General features: G+C 68.5%; 21 protein-coding genes and 5 pseudogenes. 17 read left to right on the forward strand and 9 right to left on the reverse strand.

All coding sequences use genetic code 11. The annotated features are described in order from the left end of the window. The first annotated feature begins 75 nt into the window (after positions 1–75). The 4 genes from ACN6LM_RS17215 to ACN6LM_RS17230 all read left to right on the forward strand — a co-directional run bounded on the left by ACN6LM_RS17215 (position 76) and on the right by ACN6LM_RS17230 (position 5,138). Positions 76–1,824, forward strand: a complete 1,749-nt coding sequence (locus ACN6LM_RS17215) for a hypothetical protein (protein ID WP_445066229.1) — start codon at positions 76–78, stop codon at positions 1,822–1,824. A 511-nt stretch (positions 1,825–2,335) separates the two neighbouring features. Further along, complete coding sequence (locus tag ACN6LM_RS17220) at positions 2,336–3,226, forward strand: alpha/beta hydrolase (protein ID WP_445066230.1); 891 nt, start codon at positions 2,336–2,338, stop codon at positions 3,224–3,226. 32 nt (positions 3,227–3,258) lie between these two features. Continuing rightward, on the forward strand, positions 3,259–3,729 hold the full coding sequence (locus tag ACN6LM_RS17225) for a nuclear transport factor 2 family protein (protein WP_445066231.1): 471 nt from the start codon (positions 3,259–3,261) through the stop codon (positions 3,727–3,729). Between the two features lie 14 nt (positions 3,730–3,743). Next, positions 3,744–5,138 carry an MFS transporter gene (locus ACN6LM_RS17230; RefSeq protein ID WP_445066247.1) on the forward strand — a complete coding sequence of 465 codons (1,395 nt, stop codon included), beginning with the start codon at positions 3,744–3,746 and terminating at the stop codon, positions 5,136–5,138. Here ACN6LM_RS17230 and ACN6LM_RS17235 read toward each other — a convergent pair. Together ACN6LM_RS17235 and ACN6LM_RS17240 are read right to left on the reverse strand one after the other, a co-directional pair. Continuing rightward, positions 5,067–6,032 (reverse strand): LysR family transcriptional regulator, encoded by a 966-nt coding sequence (locus tag ACN6LM_RS17235; RefSeq protein WP_445066232.1) that lies wholly within the window; start codon positions 6,030–6,032, stop codon positions 5,067–5,069. The two genes, ACN6LM_RS17230 and ACN6LM_RS17235, sit on opposite strands and share 72 nt — an antisense overlap. A 786-nt stretch (positions 6,033–6,818) precedes the next feature. Continuing rightward, on the reverse strand, positions 6,819–8,483 hold the full coding sequence (locus ACN6LM_RS17240) for an alkyl sulfatase dimerization domain-containing protein (protein WP_445066233.1): 1,665 nt from the start codon (positions 8,481–8,483) through the stop codon (positions 6,819–6,821). Positions 8,484–8,571: 88 nt separating this feature from the next. Between ACN6LM_RS17240 and ACN6LM_RS17245 the strand changes: the two are divergent. Continuing rightward, positions 8,572–9,003, forward strand: a pseudogene (locus ACN6LM_RS17245) (ETEC_3214 domain-containing protein); the annotation flags it as partial. Positions 9,004–9,308: 305 nt separating this feature from the next. Here ACN6LM_RS17245 and ACN6LM_RS17250 read toward each other — a convergent pair. Beyond that, a pseudogene (locus tag ACN6LM_RS17250) lies at positions 9,309–10,170 on the reverse strand (ATP-binding cassette domain-containing protein). 31 nt (positions 10,171–10,201) lie between these two features. Here ACN6LM_RS17250 and ACN6LM_RS17255 point away from each other — a divergent pair. The 4 genes and pseudogenes from ACN6LM_RS17255 to ACN6LM_RS17270 form a co-directional block, all read left to right on the forward strand. After that, positions 10,202–10,621: pseudogene (locus ACN6LM_RS17255) on the forward strand (LuxR C-terminal-related transcriptional regulator); the annotation flags it as partial. A gap of 1,215 nt (positions 10,622–11,836) precedes the next feature. Then, complete coding sequence (locus tag ACN6LM_RS17260; protein WP_445066234.1) at positions 11,837–12,646, forward strand: alpha/beta fold hydrolase; 810 nt, start codon at positions 11,837–11,839, stop codon at positions 12,644–12,646. Further along, a complete protein-coding gene (locus tag ACN6LM_RS17265) occupies positions 12,646–13,914 on the forward strand; it encodes a PP2C family protein-serine/threonine phosphatase (RefSeq protein ID WP_445066248.1) in 1,269 nt (422 codons plus the stop codon). Before ACN6LM_RS17260 ends, ACN6LM_RS17265 begins: the two co-directional genes overlap by 1 nt. Next, positions 13,911–14,270, forward strand: coding sequence for an STAS domain-containing protein (locus ACN6LM_RS17270; RefSeq protein ID WP_445066235.1), 360 nt, complete (start codon positions 13,911–13,913; stop codon positions 14,268–14,270). The genes ACN6LM_RS17265 and ACN6LM_RS17270 overlap by 4 nt, the downstream gene beginning before the upstream one ends. 372 nt (positions 14,271–14,642) lie before the next feature. Here ACN6LM_RS17270 and ACN6LM_RS17275 read toward each other — a convergent pair whose 3' ends face one another. The 3 genes and pseudogenes from ACN6LM_RS17275 to ACN6LM_RS17285 all read right to left on the reverse strand — a co-directional run. Continuing rightward, the gene (locus ACN6LM_RS17275; protein ID WP_445066236.1) at positions 14,643–14,918 is read right to left on the reverse strand and encodes a hypothetical protein; all 276 of its coding nucleotides are present in this window, start codon (positions 14,916–14,918) and stop codon (positions 14,643–14,645) included. Between the two features lie 53 nt (positions 14,919–14,971). Continuing rightward, complete coding sequence (locus ACN6LM_RS17280) at positions 14,972–15,352, reverse strand: hypothetical protein (RefSeq protein ID WP_445066249.1); 381 nt, start codon at positions 15,350–15,352, stop codon at positions 14,972–14,974. A gap of 30 nt (positions 15,353–15,382) precedes the next feature. Continuing rightward, positions 15,383–16,177 (reverse strand): annotated as a pseudogene (locus ACN6LM_RS17285) (outer membrane protein assembly factor BamB family protein); the annotation flags it as partial. A 55-nt stretch (positions 16,178–16,232) separates the two neighbouring features. Here ACN6LM_RS17285 and ACN6LM_RS17290 point away from each other — a divergent pair. Next, complete coding sequence (locus tag ACN6LM_RS17290) at positions 16,233–16,511, forward strand: hypothetical protein (protein ID WP_445066250.1); 279 nt, start codon at positions 16,233–16,235, stop codon at positions 16,509–16,511. A 319-nt stretch (positions 16,512–16,830) separates the two neighbouring features. On the opposite strand, the gene ACN6LM_RS17295 is transcribed toward ACN6LM_RS17290, so the two are convergent. Further along, positions 16,831–17,826 carry a glycoside hydrolase family 26 protein gene (locus ACN6LM_RS17295; protein WP_445066237.1) on the reverse strand — a complete coding sequence of 332 codons (996 nt, stop codon included), beginning with the start codon at positions 17,824–17,826 and terminating at the stop codon, positions 16,831–16,833. Between the two features lie 218 nt (positions 17,827–18,044). Between ACN6LM_RS17295 and ACN6LM_RS17300 the strand changes: the two genes are divergently transcribed. From ACN6LM_RS17300 to ACN6LM_RS17310, 3 genes are read left to right on the forward strand one after another with little or no spacing between them, the layout of a single operon-like run. Further along, positions 18,045–18,437, forward strand: a complete 393-nt coding sequence (locus tag ACN6LM_RS17300; RefSeq protein WP_445066238.1) for a hypothetical protein — start codon at positions 18,045–18,047, stop codon at positions 18,435–18,437. Positions 18,438–18,463: 26 nt separating this feature from the next. Next, positions 18,464–20,638 carry a bifunctional polysaccharide deacetylase/glycosyltransferase family 2 protein gene (locus ACN6LM_RS17305; protein ID WP_445066239.1) on the forward strand — a complete coding sequence of 725 codons (2,175 nt, stop codon included), beginning with the start codon at positions 18,464–18,466 and terminating at the stop codon, positions 20,636–20,638. Continuing rightward, on the forward strand, positions 20,635–21,903 hold the full coding sequence (locus ACN6LM_RS17310) for an acyltransferase family protein (protein WP_445066240.1): 1,269 nt from the start codon (positions 20,635–20,637) through the stop codon (positions 21,901–21,903). Before ACN6LM_RS17305 ends, ACN6LM_RS17310 begins: the two co-directional genes overlap by 4 nt. Positions 21,904–22,246: 343 nt before the next feature. On the opposite strand, the gene ACN6LM_RS17315 is transcribed toward ACN6LM_RS17310, so the two are convergent. After that, the gene (locus tag ACN6LM_RS17315; RefSeq protein ID WP_445066241.1) at positions 22,247–22,822 is read right to left on the reverse strand and encodes a hypothetical protein; all 576 of its coding nucleotides are present in this window, start codon (positions 22,820–22,822) and stop codon (positions 22,247–22,249) included. A gap of 428 nt (positions 22,823–23,250) precedes the next feature. Here ACN6LM_RS17315 and ACN6LM_RS17320 point away from each other — a divergent pair, with 428 nt between their 5' ends. The 3 genes from ACN6LM_RS17320 (at position 23,251) to ACN6LM_RS17330 (ending at position 24,793) form a co-directional block, all read left to right on the forward strand. Next, entirely contained in the window at positions 23,251–23,934 is a 684-nt protein-coding gene (locus tag ACN6LM_RS17320; protein WP_445066242.1) for a maleylpyruvate isomerase family mycothiol-dependent enzyme, read from the forward strand. 13 nt (positions 23,935–23,947) lie between these two features. Next, the gene (locus ACN6LM_RS17325; protein WP_445066243.1) at positions 23,948–24,181 is read left to right on the forward strand and encodes a recombinase family protein; all 234 of its coding nucleotides are present in this window, start codon (positions 23,948–23,950) and stop codon (positions 24,179–24,181) included. Between the two features lie 315 nt (positions 24,182–24,496). Continuing rightward, the gene (locus ACN6LM_RS17330) at positions 24,497–24,793 is read left to right on the forward strand and encodes a DUF3303 family protein (protein ID WP_445066244.1); all 297 of its coding nucleotides are present in this window, start codon (positions 24,497–24,499) and stop codon (positions 24,791–24,793) included. A gap of 3 nt (positions 24,794–24,796) precedes the next feature. Here the strand turns inward: ACN6LM_RS17330 and ACN6LM_RS17335 are convergent. Beyond that, positions 24,797–25,122: pseudogene (locus tag ACN6LM_RS17335) on the reverse strand (transposase); the annotation flags it as partial. Between the two features lie 821 nt (positions 25,123–25,943). On the opposite strand from ACN6LM_RS17335, the gene ACN6LM_RS17340 reads away from it, so the two are divergent. Further along, positions 25,944–26,174 (forward strand): hypothetical protein, encoded by a 231-nt coding sequence (locus tag ACN6LM_RS17340; RefSeq protein ID WP_445066245.1) that lies wholly within the window; start codon positions 25,944–25,946, stop codon positions 26,172–26,174. The last annotated feature ends 213 nt before the right edge of the window (positions 26,175–26,387 follow it).

Genomic DNA, 26,387 nt, shown 5'->3' on the forward strand with positions numbered 1-26,387 from the left:
TCGGCCGGACCGAGCGGGAGCGCTTACCCTTTATCCCGGGACAAGTCGCCGAGCGCGGCACGGGAGGGAGAAGCGGTGGGCGATCGTTCGCCTGGGCGGCCCGGTCGTCCGTTCAAGGAGCTGGCGCCCCAGCCCGACGCGAAGCCGCATGTGGTGGACTTCCTCCGCAAGCTGCTCATCGAGTTCGGGCTGCACCAGCAGGACTTGATCGAGCCGCTGGGCATGAGCAGGAACAAACTGTCCGACCGGTTCAACGGCCGCGGCCTGAAGAAGGAGTTCGTGCTGAGGGTCGTAGAGGTGTGCACCAAGGACCTCGACTCTCACGCCCGGCGTAGGCGGCGCGCCACCGCCGAGCGGCTGTGGGACAGGCCGTCCCCCGGCCTGGACCCGAGGCTGTCGGCCGACGCCAGGAACACGGTCCTCACCGCGACCGCCGTCATCGCCCGCGCCGAGGCCGGCCGGGCCGAGGCGTTGCAGGAGTTGGTGGACAAGCAGCGGCAGCTCGACGAGGCCGAAGATGCAAGGGTGCTGGCCGAGGAGACATTGCAGGCTGCCAGCGCACTGTCCGCGGTGCTGGCTGTGTGGGTTGTCATCCTGGCCGACGAAGTGCAGCGCCGGCACGTGGACCGAGGCGCCGTCGCCGGCCGTTCCCCTGTGGATCGTGACGAGCTCGTGCGGGTGGAGACTCTGCTTCATCTGACCGTCCGCCAGCACGAGCGCGTGATACGCGACAAGGAGAAGGTCAGCGGCGACTTCGACCGGGCCTCGTCGGTACTCGCGGGGCTGATCATCACCGCGCGCCATCTGCACGAGGAGATCGCGCGGCTGCGCGGGGACGAGCCGCCCGGCTCGCACCCTCACAGTCCCGGCGCCGGCGCGATCGCCATGGTTCCCTTCGACGCCACACACGAGTTCACCGCCAACATCGACCAGGCCATCTCCCGCGCGGAGGAGTTCAGCCGCACCATCGGCCGGCAGGTCCAGCAAGCCGCGGGCGTCCTGGCCGGACTCGACCCACAGGCGGTCCCCGGCAGCACCTGCCAGCCGCAGACACCCGGTGCGCACCACGACGGCTATCTGCCCGGTTCCTTCCTCGCCCTCCTCACCCCCGACGACCACAACGACCTGCTGCACCTCGGGCGACCGCACCGCACACAGGAACTCGACGGGCTGTCCCACCGACAAGGTGTGGTCCTAGTGCTGTCTGGCACGCTGCTGCGGAAGATCCGCACCAGCGCCGGGTCGTTCAACGTCGGCGTGTGCAACGCCGGCGACATCGTGGGCGACGCCTACGCGCTGACGGGCAGGCTCAGCAACGAGTACATGGCGTATTGGAGCAACGGCGACACCGTCGTCGTCCCCCACCAGGAGTTCGCCCGGTACATCAACGACCGCCCCTCGGCGGTACGCGCGCTGCTCGCCTCGACCGCACACACCAGCGCCGAGCAGAGCAGGCGCACCGGCAGGGGAGCACGCGCCACGCTCATCAGAGCTCTCGTCCGCCTCGCGGAGTCCCATAGCGCCACGCTGGACGGCCCCATCACCCTGGCCATCTCCGAGGGAACCTTCCACGAGCTCGTGCCCCAGGGCCGGGAACGACTCGACGCCCTGGCCGGCGAGGGACTCATCCGCACAACAGATGATGACCAGATGATCATTCCCGACCTGCGCGCCCTGCGCCTCAGGTTGCCGGCAGCCGACGGGGAACCGCCCGACGCAGAATCCGAAGACGCCAGCACGAACCAGCACGGTCAGCAGAACCAGCAACCGGGCACAGCCAAAGCCCAGACCAGCCACTCCCCCACCCCGCACACGCAGGGATGACGCCTACCCGTGTCTGCAGCGCCCGACGCAGACGGAAGGGTTACTGCTACTGCTTCATCGGCCAAATGTCAGGCAGGGTGTTGCACACGGTGGCGAGAGCAACGTGGCCAGGACTCAGCGGGTTGCCCCGGCACGACTGATGGCAAGGCGGTGACCCGGTTGCGGACCGGTTCCTCGCCTCGCTGCTCGCGGATGGGTCCGTCAGCGGAGGCGGGCGACCGGGTGTACCGCTCGCCGACAGGCCCCCTTGTCCCTCGGGCCGCAGCCACGGCGTGACCACGCCGACTACGGAGCGCCTTCCTGCTGGGCCTGCACCTCGCTCTTACGACTCCGCAGGCCGCGGTTCTGAGCGGACCAGTGCACGACGTGGTTCACCGCGCTTCCGGACAGCAGGCCCTTCGCCCGAAGGTTTAACCCGGCTCAACCTCCCTTTATGTATGCGGTGTTGTTCCCAAGGGCTCCCAATGCCAGCGTGGAGGCATTCCATCTCCCCCTCTCACAGGAGTGACACATGCCCGTACGTGAACAGGTGAGCTTCGTCGGCGCCAAGGGCAAGCTCGCAGGCAATCTCTATCTGCCCGACGCCGATGCGGCCGCCGTGGTCGCAGGCGTGCTGGTCGCCGGTACCTGGACCTCGGTCAAGGAGCAGATGGCCGACCGCTACGCACAGGAGCTGGCCGCGGGGGGCTACGCCGCGCTGTCCTTCGACTTCACCGGTTACGGCGAGTCCGAGGGCCTGCCGCGTGATTACGAGTCGCCGGCGTTGAAGGCCGGCGACCTGTGCGCTGCGGCCGACTTCCTCGCCGACCACCCGGCCGTCGCCGACGGGACTCTTGGAGTGCTCGGTGTCTGCGCCGGCGCGATGTACGCGAGCGCCTTCGCCGTGCAGGACGCCCGGGTGCGGTCGCTGGCGCTCGTCGCTCCCTGGCTGCACGACCGCCGTATCTGCGAGGACAACTACGGCGGCCCGGAGGGCATCGCGACGAAGATGGAAGCGGCGGCCGAGGCACGGCAGCGGTACGAGGAGACCGGTGAGGTCACCTATGTGCCGGTGGTCAGCGGCAGTACCCCGGACGCGGCCATGCCCTTCGACATCGACTTCTACCTGAATCCGGAGCGCGGCGGGATACCGCAGTGGCCCAACCGGTACGCCGTGATGGCCTGGACCGAGTGGCTCGACCACGACGCCATCGCCCTCGCCCCGCGCGTGACCGTACCCACGCTGCTCGTGCACAGCGAGGACGCCGCGATCCCGGACGGCGCCCGCCGCTTCCACGCCGCGCTCACTGGGCCGGCGGAATTCCTGTGGACGGACGGCATCCAGTTCGACTTCTACGACCAGTCACCCCAGGTCCGCCTGGCCGTCGATGCCGCTGCCGAACATTTCGCCCGCACGCTGTGAACAACGCCGCCCGCTCGACCCGTAAGGACAGGATGACCACCATGCCCGAAACCGCCGAGTCCATCGCCGCCAAGTACGCCGTAGCCGAGACCTGCACTCGGATGGCGGTGTATGCCGACCGCCGTGAATGGGACAAGCTGGGCACGCTGTTCGCCGACAAGGTCGTGCTCGACTACACGAGTCTGAACGGTGGTGAGCCGGTCCGCCTTACGCCGAAGGAGATCACCGGTGCCTGGGCCGCCACGCTCTCGGGCTACGACTCCACCCAACATCTCCTCGCCAACCATCTCGTCGATCTCGCCGACGACCGTGCCGTGTGTACTGCCTCCTTCCAGGCCACGCACCGGCTGGCAGCGGCCCATGGCGCCTCCTTGTGGACCTTGGCCGGCGATTACCGCTGGGAGCTCGTCCGCAGCGGCGACCGCTGGCTGATCGACACGGTGGTCATGAGTGCGGTTTGGGGCGACGGCAACCAGGCGCTGTCCGCGCGGGTGGCGGGGTGAGGGCGACCGGCCCTCTGGCCAAGGGCGTCTCGTCGCCACGGACTGCCGTCCGCAGTGGTTCTTCCGCCGTTCTGGGTGCCGCCCTGCTGGGCTTCTTCCTGATCTCCCTGGACGCGTTGATCGTCACGGTGGCCCTGCCCGACATCGGGCGCAGCCTCGATGTGGGCATGTCCGGTCTGCAGTGGGTGGTGGACGGCTACACGCTGATGTTCGCTGCCCTGATGCTGTCCGCGGGCGCGCTGTCCGACCGTGTCGGCGCGAAGCGGGCCTTCGCCGGCGGCCTGGTCCTGTTCGCTTTGGCCTCCATGTCATGTGGGCTGGCGCCCGGGCTCGCGGTGCTCGTCGCGGCCCGGCTCGTGCAGGGCGCCGCGGCCGCGGTGATGATGCCGGCCTCGCTGGCACTGGTCCGCCAGGGCTACCCGGATCAGGCTGAACGGGCGCGGGCGATCGCCGTCTGGACGGTCGGCGGCGCGGTCGCCGTGGCGGCCGGGCCGGTGGTGGGCGGGGCTCTGACCGCGTCGGCTGGCTGGCGATGGATCTTCTACGTCAACCTGCCGGCCGCCGTGTTGGCACTGGCCCTCCTGGCCCGGATCCCCGCGTCCCGGCGGCTTCCGGCGCGACTGGACTGGTTCGGACAGGGGACGGCGGTCCTGGCGATGGGCGGGCTGACGTACGGAGTGATCGAGGGAGGAGCCGAAGGATTCGGCCACCGCCCGGTAGTGGTCGCTCTGTCGGTGGCTGCGGCCGCGGCCGTGGGGTTCCTCGTCGCCCAGGCGCGAGGGTCCCATCCGATGCTGCCGCTGCCGCTGTTCCGGACCCGCGTGGTGACGGTGTCCCTGGTCGTGGGTTTCATGCTCAACGCCGCCTACTACGGCGGGGTGTTCAACTTCAGCCTCTACCTCCAGCAGGAACGCGGACAGACGGCTTTGCACGCGGGCCTGATGTTCATCCCGATGACGGCTCTGGTCGCGGTCGTGAACCTGGCCTCCGCCCGGCTGGCCGCCCGCTATGGACCGCGCGTCCCCATGGCAGCCGGTCAGCTCGTCGGCACGGCAGGGCTCCTCTCCCTGCTGACCGTGGGTACGCACACCCCTGTATGGGTCGTCGCCGTGCTGATGGTGCCCGTCGGCCTCGGCGGCGCGCTCGCGGTACCCGCGCTCACCGCCATGCTGCTCGACGCCGTACCCGCCGACCGCGCGGGAACGGCCGGCGCCGTACTCAACACCGCCCGCCAGGTCGGTGGTGCGATTGCCGTGGCTGTCTTCGGTGCCCTGCTGGCCGGAGCGGATTCTTTCCTCGCGGGGATGCACTGGAGCATGCTGCTCGCGGCCGCCGGGCTACTCGCCACCGCCGGCGCAACGCTGACACTCCCGGGGGCCGGGCGCGCCGATGCACCGGCAGCCGCCTGACGACCCGCCGGGCACCGAGGCGACCTCGACGACCGTCCCGATGAGGGCCTGCAACCTCGGCGAGGCATCCCCGTCCCGCCACATGAGCGCGTACTCGACGGGCCGCGCATCGTCGAACGGGATATAGGCGATGTCGGGCCGGACGTGATACGTCCCAGCGGCGACAGCAGCCACGGTGGCCCCTTTCCCGCCACTGATCAGGGACAACACCCCCTCCCAGCCACCGGCCGACGGACCGTGCTCGATGTCCCTGCCCTGCGGCGTGCGGACGGGGAAGAACTCCTCCCTGAACGCCTTGGACACGCCGGCCGCCGTCACCAACGGAAGCACCGCGAGATCCTCCAACGTCACCGTCCGCCGCCGGGCCAGCGGGTGAGCGGCGGGAACCACCAGAGCCCGGCGCTTCCTGAACAGCACCGGCCCCACGACGACGTCGGGCTCCTCGACCGGCGGTTCGGCGACGAGCAGATCCACCTGCTCCTGCCTCAGGGCGGCGATGGCGGCGCCGTAGGTCACGTTCACCAACTCGACCGTGCAGCGGGGATAGCGTGCGGAAAGAACGTCACCGGCCTTGACAAGGATCTCGCCGCTCCACGGCGCGGTGAAGCCGACCCGCAGCGCACCATGAATGCCGGAATGGGCAGCCGTTACGTCAGCGACGGCGCGCTGGATCTGCTGATACGCCGGCAGGACGGCATCGCGGAGTTGCAGTCCGGCAGGAGTAAGAGCGACGCGGCGGCTCGAGCGTTCGAACAACGGGCCGCCCACCCGTCGCTCGAGTGTCTTGATCGTCTGGCTGACCCGCCCAGGGGAGACGTGCAATCGTTCTGCGGTCCGCGCAAAGTGCAGCTCATCAGCGAGGGTCAAAAAAGTCTCGATTTCGTACCGTTCCACCAGACCCCCAGCCAGTCAGCCACTACTGCGGCGCCCGCCTGATCATCATAGTTTCGCGCATATTCCCCCGCCCTCGTCGCCCCATTTCCGCCGCACTCCCTCTCCCGGGCTCCCTCGCTCAGAATCGGCACAGACTTCGCGAGCGTGCGATGCCACGGGACGGGCAACAACTGACGTTCGCTGAGCTGCTCGCCGCCACCCGCCGAAGAGCACACCCTGCCAGCGACCCGCGGACGGGGCCGTGCTCGACGGGCAGTCCGAAAGGTGCACGGGAAGGACACAGCCGGTCACCCCGCAAACGGGGCGCGGCGTTGCGCTCCTTGTGTGTCTCGGCGTCGAAGCCAGGCGGGCGCCGCTCCGCATCCCACCTCATGCAGGTGGGCAAGCAGGACATGCACCGCGGGAGTCCATGGCCCGGCAGGACGGCGAACGGTGTCCCCTACGCGGCCAAAAGTCCATCCATCCGGCCCAGGTCGGAGCAGACGGGGCGCTGGGGCTCGGGCCAGGAGCCATCCCGCGCAACCTCACCGCGCGTCGGTCCCTGGCACTCCTGGGTGGCGGTGACGGCGTGGTGCTTGCAGGTGTCGCACAGCATGGGTGGGTATCGACGAAGCGGCCCCGGTCCGTCTCCTCGGCGGCCTCCCACCGTACGTCGGGCCACAGGGGGCCCGCGCAGCCTGCCGGATGAGACCCTGCCAGTGTCTTCTCCCGAGGCAGCGGCCCGTGCTCCTGGATGTTCGGTAGTTGGGGAGCCGTTTCCTCGGTCTACGCCGCATGCGGACGGTCCTATCGCATGTGCATGTTGAATCCCTTGATCTCGCGGTCGAGCAGCCCCTGCAACTCTGTCCAGGCCGCCACGTCGCCGGTGGTGGCACTGATCGGTGTCGTGCCGTCCAGGTCGGCGGCGGTGAGTTCGACGACGGCGTCGGCGTCGGCGTCGACACCGTCCTCGACCACGAGCACTTGGTGGCGGACCCGCACCGTGACTTCCTCGCCCGTATCGAACCGCAGCCCGACGGCGAGCGTACGGCCAACGGCCTTCTCGGCGTCGAGGAGGTAGCGCCAGCCACGGACGGTATCGACCGGGCTCTGCGGTGCTCCGAGGAGCCCCAGCATGGCTCGCAGCAGGTCCCCCGTGTCGAAGGCTCCCTCCAGTTCCAGAGCGCCGGTGAGGTACCAGGACCGGGCGATCGGGTTGAGTTCCTGGTAGCCGCGGGCACGCAGGGCCGCCGCCTTGAGCAGCCTTGCGTCCTCGTGATCGGGGGCGGCCCGGACGGCGAGCTGCGTCAGCTCGGCGGCGAGCTGGTGGTCGCCCGCCTCGTGGTCGGCCTTGGCCGCCGCGACGACGGCGTCGACTCCTCCCATGAGCTCGACCATCCGCCTCGCCCTGTGCGCGGGGGGGGAGGGGAACAGCTCGGTGGAGTCGCCGCTGAACCAGCTCACCCAGCCGGTGAAGAATTCCGGGACGGTGGTGAACGGTGTGCCGTACATCGGCACCACGTAGGGGGCGTCCCAGACTCCCTCGGGCAAGTCCTTCAGTGCGTGCTGGAGCTCGGTCGGGGTGTAGCCCTTGTTGATGAGCCGCACCGATTGATCCCACAGGTACTGGGTGGTGTCCCGGTATTTGGTGACGACGTCGCGGATCCTGTCCTCACCCTCGATGGGCTGGATGTGGGATCCGAGCAGCCAGTGCGGGCCGATCTCCAACACGCGGTCCAGCGCGGTGAGGTAGTTCTCGGGCATGCGTGGCTTGGACCCGCGGATGGTGTGCATGTTAGGGATGCCGGTGAAGAACTCGTCCGCGATGATCACCGCGTCCAGGTCGGGCAGGTGGATGCCGAACTCGCTGATCGCCTCGCCGCCCGTGTAGAAGGCGTTGATCCGCACGCCGGCGATCGTCAGCGTCTCATCGCCGTGCAGCAGGTCGGTGGGTGGGATGAACCCGGCCTCGCCGCCGGCGGGGACGGTACCGATGCCGTGGTGGTGCCTGTCTTCCGGGGACAGGAATGCACCGCCGTAGTAGGCCGAGCCCATCGACTGGCGCGGCAGGATCTCACCGAACTCGTTGTCGCGCTCGGCGATGAAGTTCTCCCAGGCGTAGATCTTCACGGCGCCGGACTCGACGTCGGCCGGGTCGACGAGCGCGCGCGTCCCGTTGTAGTGGTCCGTGTGGTGGTGGGAGTAGAAGATCGCCTTGACCGGCTTGTCCGAGATCTTCGCGATCTCAGCGGCGATGACCCGGCCCGCCTCCATGTTCACACCGGTGTCGTAGACGATCAGGCCGTCGTCGCCCTCGATGATCGTAGAGTTCCCGAGGTAACCCGCCGGGCAGTAGACGGTCCACATCGGCAGTTCCCCGCACCGGTAGGTGCCTGCCTGCTCGACGGTCAGCCGACGGTGCTCGAGGAAGTAGTCGGGAAAGCTTCGCTCGACGTCGTAGGGGTTCACCATGGCTGCTCCACGGTCGTAGCGGTGCGACGGACACCATCAACCTAAGGTCAGCGCAACTCATCCGCGACCTAAGTCCTGCGCTTCGGCCGTGACCCTCTCGCCCTACCAACCCGAGGAACCCGTACCCGACAAAGCTCTCGAGCTGGAAATCACCAAACGCACCTGGAAGCTCGGCCGCTTTGACTACCTCACCACCTGGTCCACGGACACCACCGTCGAACTTTACGGCCTTAACACCACCAGTCGATGGTTCCGACCTCGGCTCCTGGTCGGCGACGCCCTGGTCAAGCTGGGCAAGACCCGTGTCAACGCCCTCCCGAAGCCGTAACAGTCCTGGCCCTGGGTCGGAGCGCGCCGCTTCACCTACATCGAGTCCTTCTACTTCGGTAACCCCGGAGGCCGCCGAACCTGGTACGTCGGCATCAACGACATCGGCTACCGATCCTTGCCCCCCGGAGAAGGCATCGAAAGGTCCTCTGCCGAGCACCGGGCCTTCCGCGCGACTGCCCGCGTCAACACCGTCCTCGTCGGCACGGCCTTCTTCCGTGAAGCCCCCGACGCAACGCTCTTCGGCAATTCCTTTGGCCCTGACCAGGACCAGACACGACTCCTCGAACCGCGCATGCAGCTCGCCCAGAGCAGGACAGCCGCCCTACGCGACCGCCTCCACTCCGGGCATTGGCGATGGATGCGGCACCACAGCAGCACCCAACGCCGCTACCTCACTCGCGACGCCGTACGACTCGGAGGCGATCAGGTCGCGGAAGCAGGCGGGCGGCTCGGCGAGGGAGCCGGCCGAGGTGGTCGTGGGGGCGGCGAGTGTGGTCATCGGGGCAGTCCTGCCTGGTATTCGATGCTGTCGGCGGTGAGTTCCATGAATGCCTCTTCCAATGGGGCCGCCCGGGTCGTGGGTTCGTTGAGCAGGATCCCGTTTTCGAAGGCGAGCGCGGCGATCCGGTCCGACGGCAGTCCGGTCACGGGCGAGCTTCTCGGCGCCCGCCGATCCTTCCGGCTCGACCGACGCGCCCGCGGCGCTCAGCACCGCCGTCAGCTCGGCGGCCTGCCGCGTGCCCACCACCACGCCGAGGCCGGTGTTGCGGGCCGCGAACTCCCGTACCGACTCGGCGGCGATGAGCTTGCCCAGGCCGATGACGACGAGCCGGTCGGCGGTGTTCTCCATCTGCGACATGAGGTGGCTGGAGAGGAAGACCGTACGGCCCTCGGCCGCCAGGCGCCGGAAAAGGCGGCGCATCCAGAGCGCGCCTTCGGTGTCCATGCCGTTGACCGGCTCGTCGAACATCAGCACCGGCGGGTCGTCGAGCAGGGCAGTGGCCACCCCCAGCCGCTGCTTCATTCCGAGCGAGAACCCGCCGATGCGACGGCCCGCCGCGTCGGCCAGGCACACCTCGTGCAGCAGCTCCTCCACCCGGCGCGGGGAGATGCCGTTGCTGCGTGCCGGGGCCGACATGTGGGCTGTGGCGGTGCGTCCGCCGTGGACCTGGCCGGCGTCGAGGAGGGCGCCGACGTGCCGCAGTCCGCGGGAGTGGCTGCGGCAGGGAAGGCCACTGACTGTGGCGCCGCCGCCGGTCGGCGTCTCCAGGCCGAGGATCATCCTCAGAGTGGTGGTGCCGGCTCCGTTGGGACCGAGGAAGCCGGTGACCTGCCCCGGCCGCACGGTGAAGGACAGGTGGTCGACGGCGGTCTTGCCGCCGTAGCACTTGGTGAGTTCCGACGATGACGACTACGTCTACGGCGCGCTCCGGGCCGGAGCGAGCGGCTTCGCGGTCAAGGACATGTCACTCGACGACATCCTCGCGGCGATCCGTGTGGTCGCCGCCGGCGACGCGCTGATCGCGCCCGGTGTCACGCGCCGCCTGATCGCGGAGTTCGCCGGGCGCCCCGAAGCCGCCCCGAAGCGGTCCCCAGGGACGGTCGAGGGCATCACCGAACGGGAACGGCAGGTCCTGACCCTGGTCGGGCGCGGCCTGTCGAACACCGAGATCGCGGAGGACCTCTTCATCACGGTGGCCACCGCCAAATCACACGTGTCACGCCTGCTCACCAAACTGGGTGCCCGGGACCGGGTCCAGCTCGTCATCACCGCCTATGAGATGAGGCTCGTCGCTCTCCCCGGTTGAGCACGTCCCCGGGCCGCTTGGGGCGTGTTTCGAAAGTCCCGCCTGCCGGGCGACGGGCGGACGGCGCTACTTTCGGAACACGCCCCAGTACTCCAGTCAGATCTCGTGTCCCGAGCTGGCTCTTTTCAGGTAGTGGCATCGTTGGGCGATGGCTTGGCGGCGTCTGCGCCAGTGGGCGCATCTCAGAGCGTGCTGACGCGGTTTGAGTTCGGGGCCGGGGTGGGGCACGAGAGCGTCAAGGAGCCGTCGGATTTCCGCCACGGTGAGGGCTCTCGACCGTCTCGTGCCAGGTGGGTACAGCACCAGGGCCGGAAGCGGCTTACGCCTGGACCGGAACACGGGACGGGGTTCGTCGGGCAGCCCGCTCCAGACTCTTGTTCGTGCCGTTGACGAAGCCCTTCGCCCACTTATCCAGGTCTCGCCTGTTGCTTCCACCGCGGGCCACGTTGCCCTCCTGTCTCGGGCACCTCACTCAAGGGTACGGAGGGGGTCGGACTGTGGGCCTTCCTTTTGCCGGGCTGCTCGGGTCTGGGGTGTGCACAGCCCAAGGAGCCGCCCTGAAGCGACGCGGCCGCTCGGGCTGCTGCTCGTCGTCCCTGGCCGTACGACAAGAACAGCGCGCCCGTCTGCGTAAGTCTCCGGGGCGAGCTGTCGTTGCAGGCGATGGCATGGTCCAGCAGGGCCCACATGCGGGCCCGTTTGCCGGTGGTGACGGCCGTGCCCGGGTCTGTGCGAGCAGCCGTACCGCCCCTGTGACCAGGGAGGCCACCGCCAGAGCAGCATCTGCTGATCTGTAGTGAGCCATGGCACGTCGTGGACCGTGCACGGCACTGCGGCCAGAGCGCTGCGCGTCACTTCATCGGCGCCGCCCGTGCCGTCGATCATCACGCCGTGGGGGCCCGTGCGGTCGCACCCCTTCGGGGCCAGGGAGGCCGTCGCCGTCTCGATCGCTTCCGGTAGTTCCCCGGCGAGCCAGGCGCCGACCGGGCGGGGCGTCGGCGCACCGGGCAGAGAGCGGATCCATGCCGCTGCCCGGCGGCCGCAAGGGCCTCCTCCTCGCCCTCCCGCAGCTCCAGCGACCTCCGCCACTTGGCTGTGTGTTCACCGGTGCGGGATGCAGCTGGGCTCCCGAGGGAATCGCACGTCCTCCAGATGAGCGCCACGCTCGCGATGGCGACGCCATAACCCCCGCAGCCGTCTGCGACGATGGCAGGCATGGATGTGCGGAGCAGGAACCATGTGAGGGTCACCGGGCTGCCCGGTGCACCGGTGGTGGTACTGGCGCATGGTTTCGGGTGCGATCAGAACATGTGGCGTCTGGTGGTGCCGGCACTGGAGCGGGACTTCACCGTTGTCCTCTTCGACCACGTCGGCGCGGGGAACTCGGACCTTGCCGCGTGGAGTCCCGAGCGGTACTCCACGCTGGACGGGTACGTCGACGACGTCCTCGAACTGTGCCGGGAGCTGGCGCTCGGACCGGTGACGTTCGTCGGGCACTCGGTGAGCGCGATGATGGGTGTGCTGGCCGCTGCCAGGGAGTCCGAGGCGTTCGCAGGACTGGTCCTGCTGGCTCCCTCGCCTTGCTTCATTGACGACCCCGATGCCGGCTACCGGGGCGGGTTCAGCGCCGCGGACATCGACGAGCTGCTGGAATCCCTCGATGCGAACTACCTGGGCTGGTCGGGTGCGATGGCCCCGGTCATCATGGGCAATCCGGAGCGGCCGGAGCTGGGGGAGGAACTCACCAGCAGTTTCTGCCGCACCGACCCGAAGATCGCCAAACTGTTCGCCCGGGTGACGTTCCTGTCCGACAACCGCGCCGACCTCGACAAGGTGACGGTGCCCACGCTGGTCGCCCAGTGCTCCAGCGACGCGATCGCCCCACCCGAGGTCGGCGCCTTCGTCCACGCGCAGATTCCGGACAGCCGGCTCGTCACGCTGAGCGCCACCGGGCACTGCCCCCAGCTCGCCGCGCCCGAGGAGACCGCCGAGGCGATCGCCGCGTTCGTGAGGGCCGCCCGATGATGTGCAAGGCCAATGGCGAAGGGCAGCAGGGACGGGAGGGCGAGGGGCCGGTCGATGACCAGGCACAGTTCTCCGCGCTGCTGGAGGACAGTGCCGAGGATCTGTACGAGCACGCGCCCTGCGGCTACCTCTCCACCCAGCTGGACGGCCGGATCGCGAAGGTCAACACCACTCTGCTGGACTGGCTCGGATATCAACGCGATGATCTCGTGGGCCGCAAGCACTTCTCCGACCTGCTCACCGTCGGCGGCCGGCTCTACCACGAGACCCACTTCGGCCCGCTGCTGCGGATGCAAGGCGAGATCAGCGGCATCGCTCTGGAGCTGAAGGCCGCCGACGGCACCCGGCTGCCGGTCCTGGTCACCTCCACCGTGAAAACGGGCAGCGACGGGCAGCCCCTGCTGATCCGCACCACCATTTTCGACGCCCGCGACCGCCGCGCCTACGAAACCGAACTGCTACGCGCCCGCCACGAAGCCGACCTCGAACGCGACCGCCTCCAGGTCCTGGCCACCACCTTGCAGAAGACCCTGCTACCACCGGCCCTGGTGAACGTTCCCGGCCTGGACGTGTCGGCGTACTACCACATCGCCTCCGCCGACGAGGTGGGAGGCGACTTCTACGACCTCTTCCCCCTGGCCGCCGGCACCTGGGGCCTGTTCCTGGGCGACGTGTGCGGCAAGGGCGCCCCCGCAGCCGCCATCACCTCCCTGGCCCGCTACACCCTGCGCGCCGCCGCCGTCTACGACCCCGCCCCGGCCGCCGTGCTCGTCAACCTCAACACGGTCCTCAACCACGAGTTCCAAGGGACCGACCCTCGCTTCTGCACCGTCGTCTACGGCCTGCTCACCCCCGACCCTCTCCAGGGCGGCTTCCGAATCACGCTGGCCAGCGGCGGCCACCCCCCGGCCCTGCTGATGCGCGCCGACGGCACCGCCGACTACCTTCCCACCCCTGGCGGCCAGCTCATCGGCGTTCTGCCCGATGCCCACATCGCCACCACCACCGTCCACCTCGCTCCCGGCGACACTCTCCTCCTGCACACCGACGGCCTCACCGAAGCCCACACCCACGCCGTCCCGGGCGGCAAACAGCGCTACGGCGACGACGCCCTCCTCGAATTCGGCCGCCGGCTCGCCCCCACCACCGCCTCGGACACCATCCACGCCGTCCGCGACCTGCTCGACACCTTCGGGACCGGCGTCGACGACGACACCGCAGTCCTGGCCATCCACGTACCCCGACCCCCCAGTGAAGAGCAGCAGTGACCAAGCACCTGACCCTTCACACCCGCACCACCGCTGCCGGACCGGTCCTCGAACTCGTCGGAGAACTGGACCACCGCACCGCGCCGGAAGTCCGCGCCGTGCTGCCCGGCCTCACTCCGAGCCCGGGCCAGCAGCTCGTTCTCGACCTCGGTGGCCTCGCCTTCTGCGACTCCACCGGCATCACCGTCCTGATCACCGCCCGCAACCACGCCCTGGCCGCGAACGCGACCGTCGTCCTGGCCGCGGTCCCCAGCCACCTCGACCGCATCCTCCGCATCGTCGGCCTCGACCATGTCTTCGCCGTCCGCCGCACCGCACAGGACGCCGAAACCGCCTGGCACACCTCCTCCGGCTGACCCGTCGTACCTGCCGGAGGAAACTCTCGCCCCCGTGGAAAATCGAACAATCACCGTCGCAGTGCGCCCGGCTCCGTTTGGTCCTGGCCCTCCGAACGGTGATGCAGTGTCTGAGCCGGCTGCACGGCGACGAGGTCGCGCCGCTCGCACCGACCACAGAGGGTGGGGTGGGTGTCCGCCGGAGTCCCCCGGTCGGTGGCCTGGGCCCGCTTCCAGCGTTCGTCGGTGAACTCTGACCCGCAGCGCGCACACGCCGGGTGCCGCGCTCCCCGCTCCGCCGCGCGCTGTTCGGCCTCCTGGCGCTCGCGCCCCCGGGCCTCACGACGCGGTCGGCAACCCTAGCCGCCAGGCCGTCCTGGAACGCCACTGGGCTCAGCAGCGGGCCCGCGTGCGAAGAGGGCCCCGCAGGCCAGAGCGTCGGAAGACGGCGCCGTGCGGTCCGTGGGCGCGGAGGTCGGCCAGGGTGGTCGTGATGACAGGGAGCTTGCTGTCGTAGTGGTGGAAGGCCTCTTCGTAGCCCTTGGTCCCGGCCCAGAGGTGGCGGGTGAGGGCGGCCAGGCGCGGGAGGCAGGGCGTGGAGAGAGTGGCGCCGTCGCCTGCTGTCGGCTCGATGCGCGCTGTACTTCGAGAAGTGGGAGGCGCGGGCATCGGCGCCCGATACGCGCGGATCACCGTACCGACTCCCGGCAGTCAGTGGGGCTCTACCGGTAGAGCCGTACGCCGCCGTTCGAGCCGAGGGCGTTGAGTTCCAGTACACCGCCGTCCGAGGTGACGTACACCGTGCCGGAGGTGAAGTGCCAGGTGCCGATACCCGCCGACAATTCCGCGACCGGGGAAGCGCGACCGGAGCGAGGATCGATGGCGATGAGCCGCGGGGAGCCCGACGTGGTGACCGCGTACACCTTGTCGTCCGCGCGGGAAGCGGCGACGGCGAGCGCGGCGGAACGGATGGTCCAGAGTTTGGCGCCGGTGGTGGTGTCGTAGCCGTCGATCACCGGGCTACCGGAAGCCAGGGCAGGGGTGACCAGGACATTGCCGTGGAACTGTGCGGAGTGGTCGGCGCCGGTGTTGTTGCCGGGCATGAGCTCATCGTCACCGACAGCCAATTTGCGGCCGGTCCCAGTGATGCCGAGGACCCGCACGGCGTCCTGGCGCGCCGTGTGAACGGCGGCGACCAGTGGTTTGCCCGACAGGATGTGCGTCACGTCCGAGTGGGCGCTCTCGGACTTCCGCCAGATCACCTTCCCGGTGCTGCCGTCGTATGCGGTGAGGGTGAACCGGGTCTTTCGGTCGAGGCAGTAGTCATCCACCAGCACGACGCCGTCAGCGCCCCAACTGTAGGCGTTGCAGTAGTGTCCGCGAGGCTTGTAGCCCCAGACGCGGCTTCCGGTGCCGACGTCGATACCGCCGAGAAAGCTCTCACTGACGATGGTGGCGACCTCGCCCTGCACGTACGTCGAGGCAATCATCGCCGTTGAGTGTTTGCTGTTGGTCAGCGGCATTGACCAGAGGATCTTGCCGGTGGACGTATCGACACCTGCCAGCCGGGTGCAGGTGCTGGCGTCCTTGCCGAAGGCGACCGTGCCGATGCCCTTGACGCCGAGCGTCGGCGACATGGCGCAGGAGATCGTGTCGCGCCTGTCACCGGTGCTGGGGCCCGCGGCGCTCCACACCTGTTTTCCGTCGGTGAGGTCGTAGGCCTGCAGGCCGCCTCGGCTGCTTGCTCGGACGAGCAGCTTGTCGGTGAGCCAACTGCCGATCAGGGTGTCGTCTTCGCCAGGCGCCGATATCTGCCAGGCCGGCGTCAGCGTCTCCGAGGCGACGGCCTGCGCGTCCTGCTGCTTGAGCACGACAGCGGCGGCACCTCCTGCGGCGAGAACGGCGAGGGCGAGCACAACCTTTCCCGCCCACTTGGTCTTCCTGGCCCGTCTACCGCCCGCGCGCGCAGGAGGCTGCGGCTGCGTGGCGACAGCCTCCGGGGAACGGGGGGCCGCCCGGCCGCGGACGGCGGCCGAAGCCGACGGATTTGTCGATGGCGAAGGGTTCCCGGACCGCTGCTCCGCCGGTTCGTCGCTGCGGCGGGTGTGCGGAGGTATCCGGTGCCTCGGCTCGTCGACGGGTTCGGGGGTGCCGGAGTACGGTTCGGAGAACCGCATCGGGGCGGTGGTGTCCCACCGAGTGCCGGAGGGGCTGCCGTACGACTGGGCCGGCTGCTGGTTGGACGACTGGGCCGGCCACTGACTCTCCCACGTCCCGGCCGAGTCATTCTGCTGCTGCGCGTACGGATATTGGTCCCCGTACAGGTGCTGGTCCCCGTACAGGTGCTGGTCCCCGTACAGGTGCTGGTCCCCGTACAGGTCCGGGACGGCAGGAGACCTGCTGGATGGAAAGGCCCAGCCGTCCTCCCCCTGCGGACCCTCTTGGCCCGGCGACGATTCGGTCGTCATCTCCGTGATCTCCCCTGGTCGGGCGATCCGCATGCGTCAACTGCGGCGAAGTCGCCCTGATCTGTACCGTTACGTATGGGCTGAGTTGCGCCCCTCGCTCTGCAAGCCCTGTGTCAGCCGTTCTTGAACGAATGACCAAAGCTGCTGCGGGCCGACTCCACCTGGAACGCGGCCCGTGCGCCCTGCGAGGTGCTGATCCGCCAGTCCATCAGCTGCTTCCCGCCCGGCCAGTCCTTGCGCTGGTCGTACCAGACGAGCCCGATGACGCCGGCTTTCGCAGCGCCCTGGAACAGGTCACGGATATGCGCCTCCTTCTGGTCGCTCTCCGCCACCCCGGTCTCCGCGATCAGCACCGGCTTGCTGGAGAAGTCCGCGATCCGGTGCAGGGTGGGTGTGAACAAACTGGAGAAGGCGCCGCCGTCGATTGGTCCGTAGTAGCCAATGAGACCGACCCAGTCGACGTAGGCGTCGCCTGGGTAGTAGGGGCGCAGCTTGGCGGGCGTGCCCGAGTCGACCACGTGCGGGGTCCATACCCAGATCACGTTGGTGACGCCTCGCGCAGAGAAGACGTCATGTACATGCCTCCAGGCCGCGACGAAGTCGGCGGGCTTGGCGTGCTCGGGCCCCCAGGAGTTCCACGGGCCGTTCATCTCACCGGCGAAGGAGAGGGCCAATGGACCGTCGTATGCGGCGATCTGGTCCGCCAGCTTACGGATGTAAGCATCGTCTTCACCCTTGGCGGTATCGGCGAGCGGGGCGTCGGTGGGCACCAGCGCCATCATGGGCAGCTGACCGTGTTGCCACAGGAAGGCATTGCCCTCCGCGTCGAAGTCGTCGCCCCACGAACTGTAGTACTCGCGGATGTCAGGGGCCCGACCGGCTTCTTCGGTGAAGGTCTCGACGATGCCGTACTGCCAGGGCGTCTTGGCGTCGACGACGCCCAGCGCGCGGCCGGACGGCTTGAGGAGGGGCGACACCTGGTAGCGAGCAGCCGTGGCCGAACCCGTCTTGGCGCCGCCCCCGCTTCCCGCGCCGCAGGCGTCCACCAGGAGCGAGACGGCGACCATGAGGATCGCCGCGACCATCAGGCGACTGCGAGAAGTGGCCATGCGTGGAGATCCGTTCGGGCGGGATGCAAGTGACTTAGCCGGAACTGTACGAGACGCACGTGACATTCACCGAATCTCCATACTACTGTTCGTGCGTGATCGGGGACGGGTCGGACAAGTTCCCTTAACTCGCATATTGGTCATCTTCTGCACCACCCAACCCTTCGGCGGCGCCGAGCTCGCAGTTGCACCACGATGAAAGAAGCTCGAGGCTGTCGATGACCAGAACCCCCACCACTGTCGAGCCGGCTCCCGTCTTCGTGGACCAGACCGGTCAGCGCGGTCGCCGACTGCGCGGTTTCGGCTGGCTGATGGGCATCCTCTGCACCGGGTGCGTGGTGGCGATGATCTCCGGCCTGATCGGAACCCAGTCACAAGCGCCCGCGCTCACCACCCCCAGCACCGCGGACACCAAACCGCCCAACCAGTACCTGAACGCGCCGCTGCCTGCGGCTCCCGGTGTCACCCACCCCGAGAAGGCCACCGCCGCCCCGGCGGGCACTCCCGACGCCACCGCGCCGGTGACACCTTCCGACGCCACCACGTCGGCCACCACTACGACGGCGGCTGTTCCGGCGGCATCGAGCCCCGTGACCGCCGCCGCACAGTAGCCAGACGCGACCGATCAGGAAGTCCATTGCCCCGCCCCCGCCATCAGCGCCACAGGCAATCCATCGCACGGCCGCGCAGGCTCGCCGCGCCCCCGCTGCGGTTCTTCTTGCCGGTGACCGTACTGGCGACATTGCTCGCACTGATGGTGCTCCGAGGCATGGCCAACAACGAGGCCTTCCACGACGACCACATAGCCGTGTCGGTGGACAAAGGCACCGTCCCGACCAGAGTGCTGGAGGGGGGCCCAGTCGTTGACGCACGTGGCGACAAGAAGAACAAACCGGTCAACTACACGATCCCGGACAAGACCGTCGTCCTCTCCTTCGACGACGGGCCGTCCGCAGAGTGGACGCCGAAGATCCTCAAGGTGTTGAAAGAAAAGAACGTCCGCGCCGACTTCTTCGTCACCGGCTCGATGGTCACGCGCAACCCGTCGCTGATCCGCCGGATCGTGGCCGACGGCCATGAGATCGGCCTGCACACCTTCACTCACCCGGACCTCGCGCTGCACTCCGGTGCCCGGCTCACTTGGGAACTGGGCGAGACCCAGCTCGCCCTGGCCGGTGTCGCCGGCATCCACTCCAGCCTTTTCCGTCCCCCCTACTCCTCCACCGTGGACGCCCTCGACGACTGGTCGTGGCCTGTGACCAAGCAGGCCGGGGCCGAGGGGTACCTGACCGCCTTCATCGACAAGGACACCGACGACTGGAAGCGCCCCGGCGTCGACTCCATCGTCAAGGCCGCTATGCCCGACCTGCCCGGCCAGGGCCAGATGATCCTGCTGCACGACGCGGGCGGCGACCGGGCGCAGACTCTGGCCGCTCTGCCGATCATCATCGAAAAGCTCAAGGCACAGGGCTACACCTTCAAAACCACCGGCGAGGCGCTCGGCACCGGCTCCGCCAACACCAAGGTGACCAGTTACAACCTGTGGGTCGGTAAGGCGTTCCTGTGGTGCACCACGTTTTCGGTGGGGCTGCTGCCATGGCTGGTCGGCCTGCTCGCGGTCGTCGGCGTTCTGGTCATGGCGCGGTTCGCGTTGATGTTGGTGCTCTCGGCCGTCCACGTGCGGCGTGTCCGCAGGAGGGGCTTCTCCTGGGGTGCCCCGGTCACCGAACCGGTAACCGTGATCGTCCCCGCGTACAACGAGCAGGAGTGCATCACCAACACCCTGCTCTCCCTTGCCAGAAGCGAACATCCCATCGAAGTGATCGTGGTCGATGACGGGTCGACAGACGACACTTCCGCCATAGTCGAGGAGCTCGACCTGCCGATGGTCCGGCTGATCCGGCAACCGAACAGTGGCAAGCCCGCCGCCCTCAACACGGGTGTGGCCGCCGCCTCATACGACCTGATCGTCATGATGGACGGCGACACAGTCTTCGAACCCGCCACCGTCCGGGAGCTGGTGCAGCCCTTCGGTAACCCCCGCGTCGGCGCGGTGGCCGGCAACGCCAAGGTCGGCAACCGCGACACGCTGATCGGCGCCTGGCAGCACATCGAGTACGTGATGGGCTTCAATCTCGACCGCCGGATGTACGACGTCCTCGACTGCATGCCGACCATCCCGGGTGCCGTGGGCGCCTTCCGGCGTACGGCGCTGCAGCAGGCGGGCGGGATGAGCGACGACACGCTCGCCGAGGACACCGATGTGACCATGGCCCTGCACCGGGCCGGCTGGAAGGTCGTCTACGCCGAGAACGCGCGTGCCTGGACAGAGGCCCCCGACAGCTTGAAGCAGCTGTGGTCGCAGCGGTACCGCTGGAGCTACGGCACCATGCAGGCGATGTGGAAACACCGGCGTGCGGTGCTCGAGCGCGGCGCGGCCGGCCACTTCGGCCGAGTGGGCCTGCCGTTTGTCGCCCTGTTCATGGTGGTCACTCCTCTGCTCGCGCCCGCCATCGACATCGGCATGGTCTACGGCGTGGTCTTCGTCGACGCGTACAAGACCCTGGCCGCCTGGTTCGCGGTGATGGCACTGCAGGCATTCTGCGCCTGGTGGTCCTTCCACCTGGACAAGGAGAAGGCGTGGCACCTGATCGCGCTGCCGGCCCAGCAGGTGGTCTACCGGGTGCTCATGTACATGGTGCTGCTGCAGTCCGCCATCACCGCTCTGACCGGGGGCCGGTTGCGCTGGCAGAAGCTGCGGCGTACCGGTGAGGTTGGTCTCGATGTCACGACAGGGGCGACGTCTTCATGAGTATCGCGGAACCAAATTCCTTCGGCATCCAGAACTCCTCGGACACCGTCGCCCTGCGCGTGACGGACTTCGCCGTGATCCCCCCGCAGCGCGTTCCGCAGCCCGAAGGGGCCGGCCCGGGGCCTGCGCGCAAGCCCGTCCGCGACCGCTATCTCGACCTGCTGCGGGCGCTTGCCCTGGTTCGCGTGGTGGTTTATCACAACTTCGGCTGGACTTGGCTGCCAATCGTCTTCCCCTCCATGGGCGTCATGTTCGCGCTGGCCGGGGCGCTGATGGTGCGGTCACTCAAGCGTTCCGCCCTCAGCGTGATCCGGGGCCGGTTGCGCCGGCTGCTGCCGCCGATGTGGCTGTTCGGCGCGGTCGTGGTGCCGCTGATGCTCCTGGAGGGCTGGCGGCCTGCTCCCAGCCACCCCAACTGGTGGTGGGGTGATCTGGTCTACTGGATCCTGCCGTTCAGCGAGCCGCCGTTCGGGGCATCGCTGCACACTTTCGGCGGGCACCTGCCCAGTTCCTGGGCCGAACAGATCTGTGTGCCGCTTTGGTACCTGCGCGCCTACCTCTGGTACGTACTGCTGTCGCCGCTCATGCTCAAGGCGCTGCGGAAGCTTCCCTGGGTCACCCTGTTCGTGCCGCTGGGGCTCGCGTTCTTCTTCAACTCCGGCCTGGTCGACCAGGGTGGCCGATTGATGGAAGCCGCCACCGACTTCACCACCTTCGGCTCCTGCTGGCTCCTCGGCATGGCCCACGGGGAGGGGCTGCTACGCAAGATCCCACGGTACGTCGTGCCGTCCCTTGCACCGCTGGTGCTCGTCTTCGGCTACTGGTGGCTATTGCAGTCGCCGGTGGACAACCCCCGGCTCGGGCACGACCTGGAAGCAGTACCGGTCGCCCAGGCGATCTGGTCGTTCGGCGTGGTGGTGCTGCTACTGCACCTGAGCCCCTCCTGGGAGCAGTGGCCCAAGCCGCTGGAGCGGTTCAACGGCGTGATCAGCCTGCTCAACTCCCGCGCAGTGACCGTCTACCTGTGGCACTCCGTCGCCCTGGTGCTGACCGAGCCACTGATCGACCCGCTGTGGAGCAACACCTTCCTCTACCAGCACGCGCAGTGGCTGCTGGGAAGCCGCTGGACCCCGCTGGTGGTCGCCGTCCCGCTTATCTGCCTGGCGATCGTGCTCTCCGGCTGGATCGAGGATGTGGCCGCCAAGCGCAGCCCGCGGCTCTTTCCCTACCCACGCCGCTCCAAGGGCCGCCGCCGGGTCCGCTAGGCACTGTTTCCCGGATCTCCCGACGTGCGTGGCGTGGTGGGGTCAGTGCCGGTGATCACGCCACCGCCCGCCTCGCTTCGGTGTCCGGTCGGGACAGCAGCGGCTCGATACGTGCCCACTGGGCGTCAGTGAACGACACACACCTCGGCCGCTCTGCCAGGCTCCACCCATGACCTTAGGCCGCCCCGCCCGAGCCCGCCTTCGTCGTTCTCGCGGGCCCTGACGGCATCTCTCCTGCGTGGGTGACCTGAGCCGTGCCCCAAGCGGTGGGGCCGAGCCCCATGGAAGGGTGGCGTGACCCGAACTCCGTTCCTGCCCGAGATCACCACGCGGAAGCAGAGCGTCAGGAGTCGGATGGGGCCGGAGCAGCGGGGACCGGGCTGTAGAAGACTGAGCGCCCTTGCTTGGATCGCTCCAGCAGTCCCTGCGCGACTCCCTGTTCCAGGGCGTTGCGCACTACCGTCACCTGAACCGTGCGCTCGGGGTGCGCTTCGGTCAGCGCATCCGAGACCTCGGCCGCAGACCTGGGCTCGCCCTGTCCGCCCAGGTAGGCGGTGGTCAGCTCCAGCCAGGTCGCCTCGCCCGGCTTCTTCGCTGAGGCCGACTTCTTGGCAGCTTTGCGCCCGCCGGCGGCACCCGGCTTCCCGCCTGCGGTCTTGGCGTTGGATCGACGGGCTGCCGGAACCACAGCCGCCTTGCGGCTCTTGGCCTGCTTCGCCGTCTGCTTGGGTGCACCGCCGAGCACATCCTGCATCTTCGTCAGGACCTGCTCACTCTCCTCCAGACGGACGAGCTCGTCCCGCAGCCGATCCAGCTCGGCACGCACACGCTCCTGCTCACCCCGGTTCGCAGACAGGTCGTCAGCGACCCGCTGTGCGTAGTCCGCCGTGACACTCGGGACTGAAAGGTTTGTGGACATGTGGCCCTCGGTTCTCTAAGTGGGGGGTGAGCAGTCAGCAGCGATAGTACTCACACGGCTCAAACAACCCCTCCTTCGCTTCCTGCGGCATTACGCGCCTGTCCACGAGCTCGGACCTCGATCACAGACGGGCTCGCATCCTTGCATCGGCGGAGACCGCGGTCTGAGCCTCGACATTCGGATGCACGAAGACGACTGGCTGTCGATCCAGGTGAGCGACCCGGACCGTCTTACGACGATCCCGGCACGAGGCCCAGGGAGACTGGATCGCTGAGCACCGCGGGCTCCTGGAACAGGTTCGGCTGGCCTGGCCCCGCGAAGGCATCGAGACGGCCGCGGGAGCCTACGAGTGGAGCCCCAACCGCAAGCGGTGATCACCTGATCCGAGCCGCCGACATCACGCATCCAAGTTCAGTAGCGTCACCGGCATGAATCAAGACCGTGTGCTCGAAGCGTTTCGTCGGGAATCCGGAGCACTCACTGATGCCATGTCAGAACTGTCCGCAGCTGAGTGGAGCCTCCCGACACGCTGCTCTCCGTGGACCGTACGTGCCCTGCTCGGACACGTGTGCGTCGTGATCGATTGGCTTCCGGGCATGCTGGACGCGCCGGCCCCGGGCGCGGCCCCGGTCTCCGCTGCGGACTACTACCGCCCGGACGACCGCTTTTCGCCTCGGACCAACAGCTTTCGGATCGCTCTGGCCCAGGACCGGGCAGCAGAGTCGGCTGACGGCGCCGCTTTCGCCGAGGAGTTCACCGCGACCTGGCAGCGGGTCGACCGGCTGTGCCGGGTCCAGCCGTCCGGCCGGACCGTCTGGACGCGTCATGGCGACGCCATGCTCTTGTCGGAGTTCCTGCTCACCCGAGTCGTCGAAGTCGCTGTCCACGGCCTCGACCTGGCTGATGCGCTCGGACGCGAGCCCTGGCTCACCTCTTCAGCCGGTGATGCCGTGCTGGAGTTGCTTCTCGGCGCAGAGCAGATGGCGGCCGCCGACAGGTTGGGTTGGAGCCAGGCGCAGTTCTTGCGCAAAGCTACCGGCCGTGAGTTGTTGGACGAAATGGAGGCCGCGCAGACCGAACAGCTCGGCATCCGATGGCTCGCTCTGGGCTGACACCTGCCCTCCGATGCAACAAGATCGTCGGCCCGAGCGTATCCGATCTTGCTTCACTGCCGCCGGATGCCGGAAGACCTTCGCCGACAAGAAATCCGGCAAGAACGTGCTCCGCCCCGAGGTGAAGCCGTGCCACGCCTTCCTCGACGCTGGCGACACCCTCGCCGTCCCCTCGCTCGACCGCTACGGCCACAAGTCCCAGGACCTCACCAACATCTCCCCGCCTGCCTCTTCAGATACGCCTTGATATGGCCGGTGTAGTTCTTCTTGTCGTACGCCGTCTCCACGAGGCGGTGCGCATCGACGACCCGGCGCGGTCGCCGCGCACACGGCCCGGGCCGACGGCCAGGCGTTGCGTCGTCGGCCAGGACGTCCACGCGCTTTCGCAGGCGGGCGAGGAGATCAGCGACGTCCTCGGGGATGGGGACGCTGCGGCAGCCCGGATGGTGCACGAGATGTTGGCTGCCCCGACCACTCCCGGTGACGCTGAGCGGGACGCCGCCGGCACCAGCGAGCGCGGACGGATCCGCGCCGGCCCCGGCGTGACAGAGGGAGCAAATCCATGAGGGTCATGCTGCGAGCCCAGCTGGACACCCAGCTCGCGAACGAAGCCGTCAAGAACGGCAGCCTGTCGAAGACCATGCAGTCGCTCATGGAACGGCTGAAGCCGGAGGCGGCGTACTTCGGCCCCAGCGAGGGAAGGCGGGCCTGCACGTTCGTCTTCGACATGCAGGACAGTTCGCTCCTCCCCTTGATCTCCGAGCCCCTCTTCGAGGGCTTGGGCGCGAAAATCGAGATCCACCCGGTCATGAACACCGAGGACATGCAGAAGGGCATCGCCGCATCGCGACAGGACTGATCCGCGCCGCAGGGCACCGGCCGCGTGCTGGTGCGCGCGCAAGATGGTGGAGTCCACCGAGATGCCTCCGTCGATCTCCCTGGCGCATCGGCCGCGGCCCGGAACTGCTGCAGCAGCCGTTCCCGGGTGCCGTCCGCCGACCACCACCGATGGCACTCGCAGACGGTCTTCCACGAACCGAACCGCTCCGGCAGATCGCGCCAGTGCACCCCCGTCCGAACCCGACGCAAAACCCCGTTGATCACCTGCCGATGATCACGCCATCATCCGCACCGGCCGTTGCTCACCGGCAGAAACGGCCGCAGCCGCTCCCACTCCGCATCTGACAGATCACCGCGTTCCCCGCCGTAGGTGCTTCATGACGTACAGCTTCTTCCAGCGGTTGGAAGCCGGCCGGTCGATCATGCGACTGTCGCCTGATCTCTCATTGCCTTGGGCGCGGGTCGTCCTGCATCCAAGCCGCCGCCTGCCTCGCGGAGGTCTTCGCTCTGCTGCGCCGGGGTCCGAGATCGCCGAGGACGAGTACGACGCCTGCCGGTACGGCTTGCCTCGCTCACCCACCGGATCGCCGAGCACGCGGTCCCCCGGCTCAAGACGGAGGTCCCCGCCCGCAGGGCCACTCGGTGCCCCGGGGTCCAGGGCCTTCTGCGCCGGGCGCGGGACGGCGAAGACACCGAGGTCGCTGAGCCGGTGCGCCCCCACGGGGCAGGGTTGTGATGTATGCCACATGCCTTGAGGTGCCCGGGGAGCAGCGTTTCGCGGCCCGGGCCCCGTCTGGAGGTTGGACAGGACGCAAGTGCCTGCCTGCTCCGGTCCCCGCGGCTGGAGGCCGAGGCTGTTTGATCCACAGGAGTGAACGTGATGACTTCCCACAGTTCGCACAAGCGCAGGCACGGTTGGTTGGCTGTTGTCGCGAGCGCCGCGGTGCTGGCGACGGGGACGGGTGTGGGCGTCGCCGCGACCGGGAGCGCGGCTCGAGTGAATGCCGCTCCGGCTGCTGCTGCCACGGCTGATTCCGCCCGTGAGCCCAGCGCTGTTCAGGTGGTTTCGCCGGGGCAGGAGATTTCCGTCGGCGGAGGGAGCGTGTGGCTGACGCCGAAGGGCCCTCGCCCCGAAGAACCTTGGCTCCGCCAGTCCGACGGTCCTGCCGGTGGCAGGCGTTATGTCCGGCAAGGTGGCCACGGTGGCCAGCGGCAGCTCCTCCGGTGTGGTGTGGGCGGGGGTCTTCCGCCTCCCGGTGACAAGGACGACCTCGGTCACCGTCGGGAGCGTCAAGGCCAAGGTCATCACGCTTGCCGGCAAGCCCGGCTGGGGTGCTTTCTACGTCTTTGACGCGAAGGGCCACGCGGACGCGAAGCCGACGATCCTGATTCACAACTAGGGCGTGTTTCGAAAGTAGCGCCGTCCGCCCGGAGGGCGGGTCCGGCGGCGTCCGGTGCGTGCGATCGCAAGGCGGAGGACCGCCCCGATACCGGGTGTATCGAGGTGATCCCGACAACGCGGCGAGCGTGAGTGCCAGGCGCCGCCGGACAGGCGGGACTTTCGGAACACGCCCTGGTCACCGCTGTCGCTGCCGTCCCTGCGTGGACGGCAG

The sequence above is a fragment of the Streptomyces sp. SAS_281 genome (assembly GCF_052542855.1).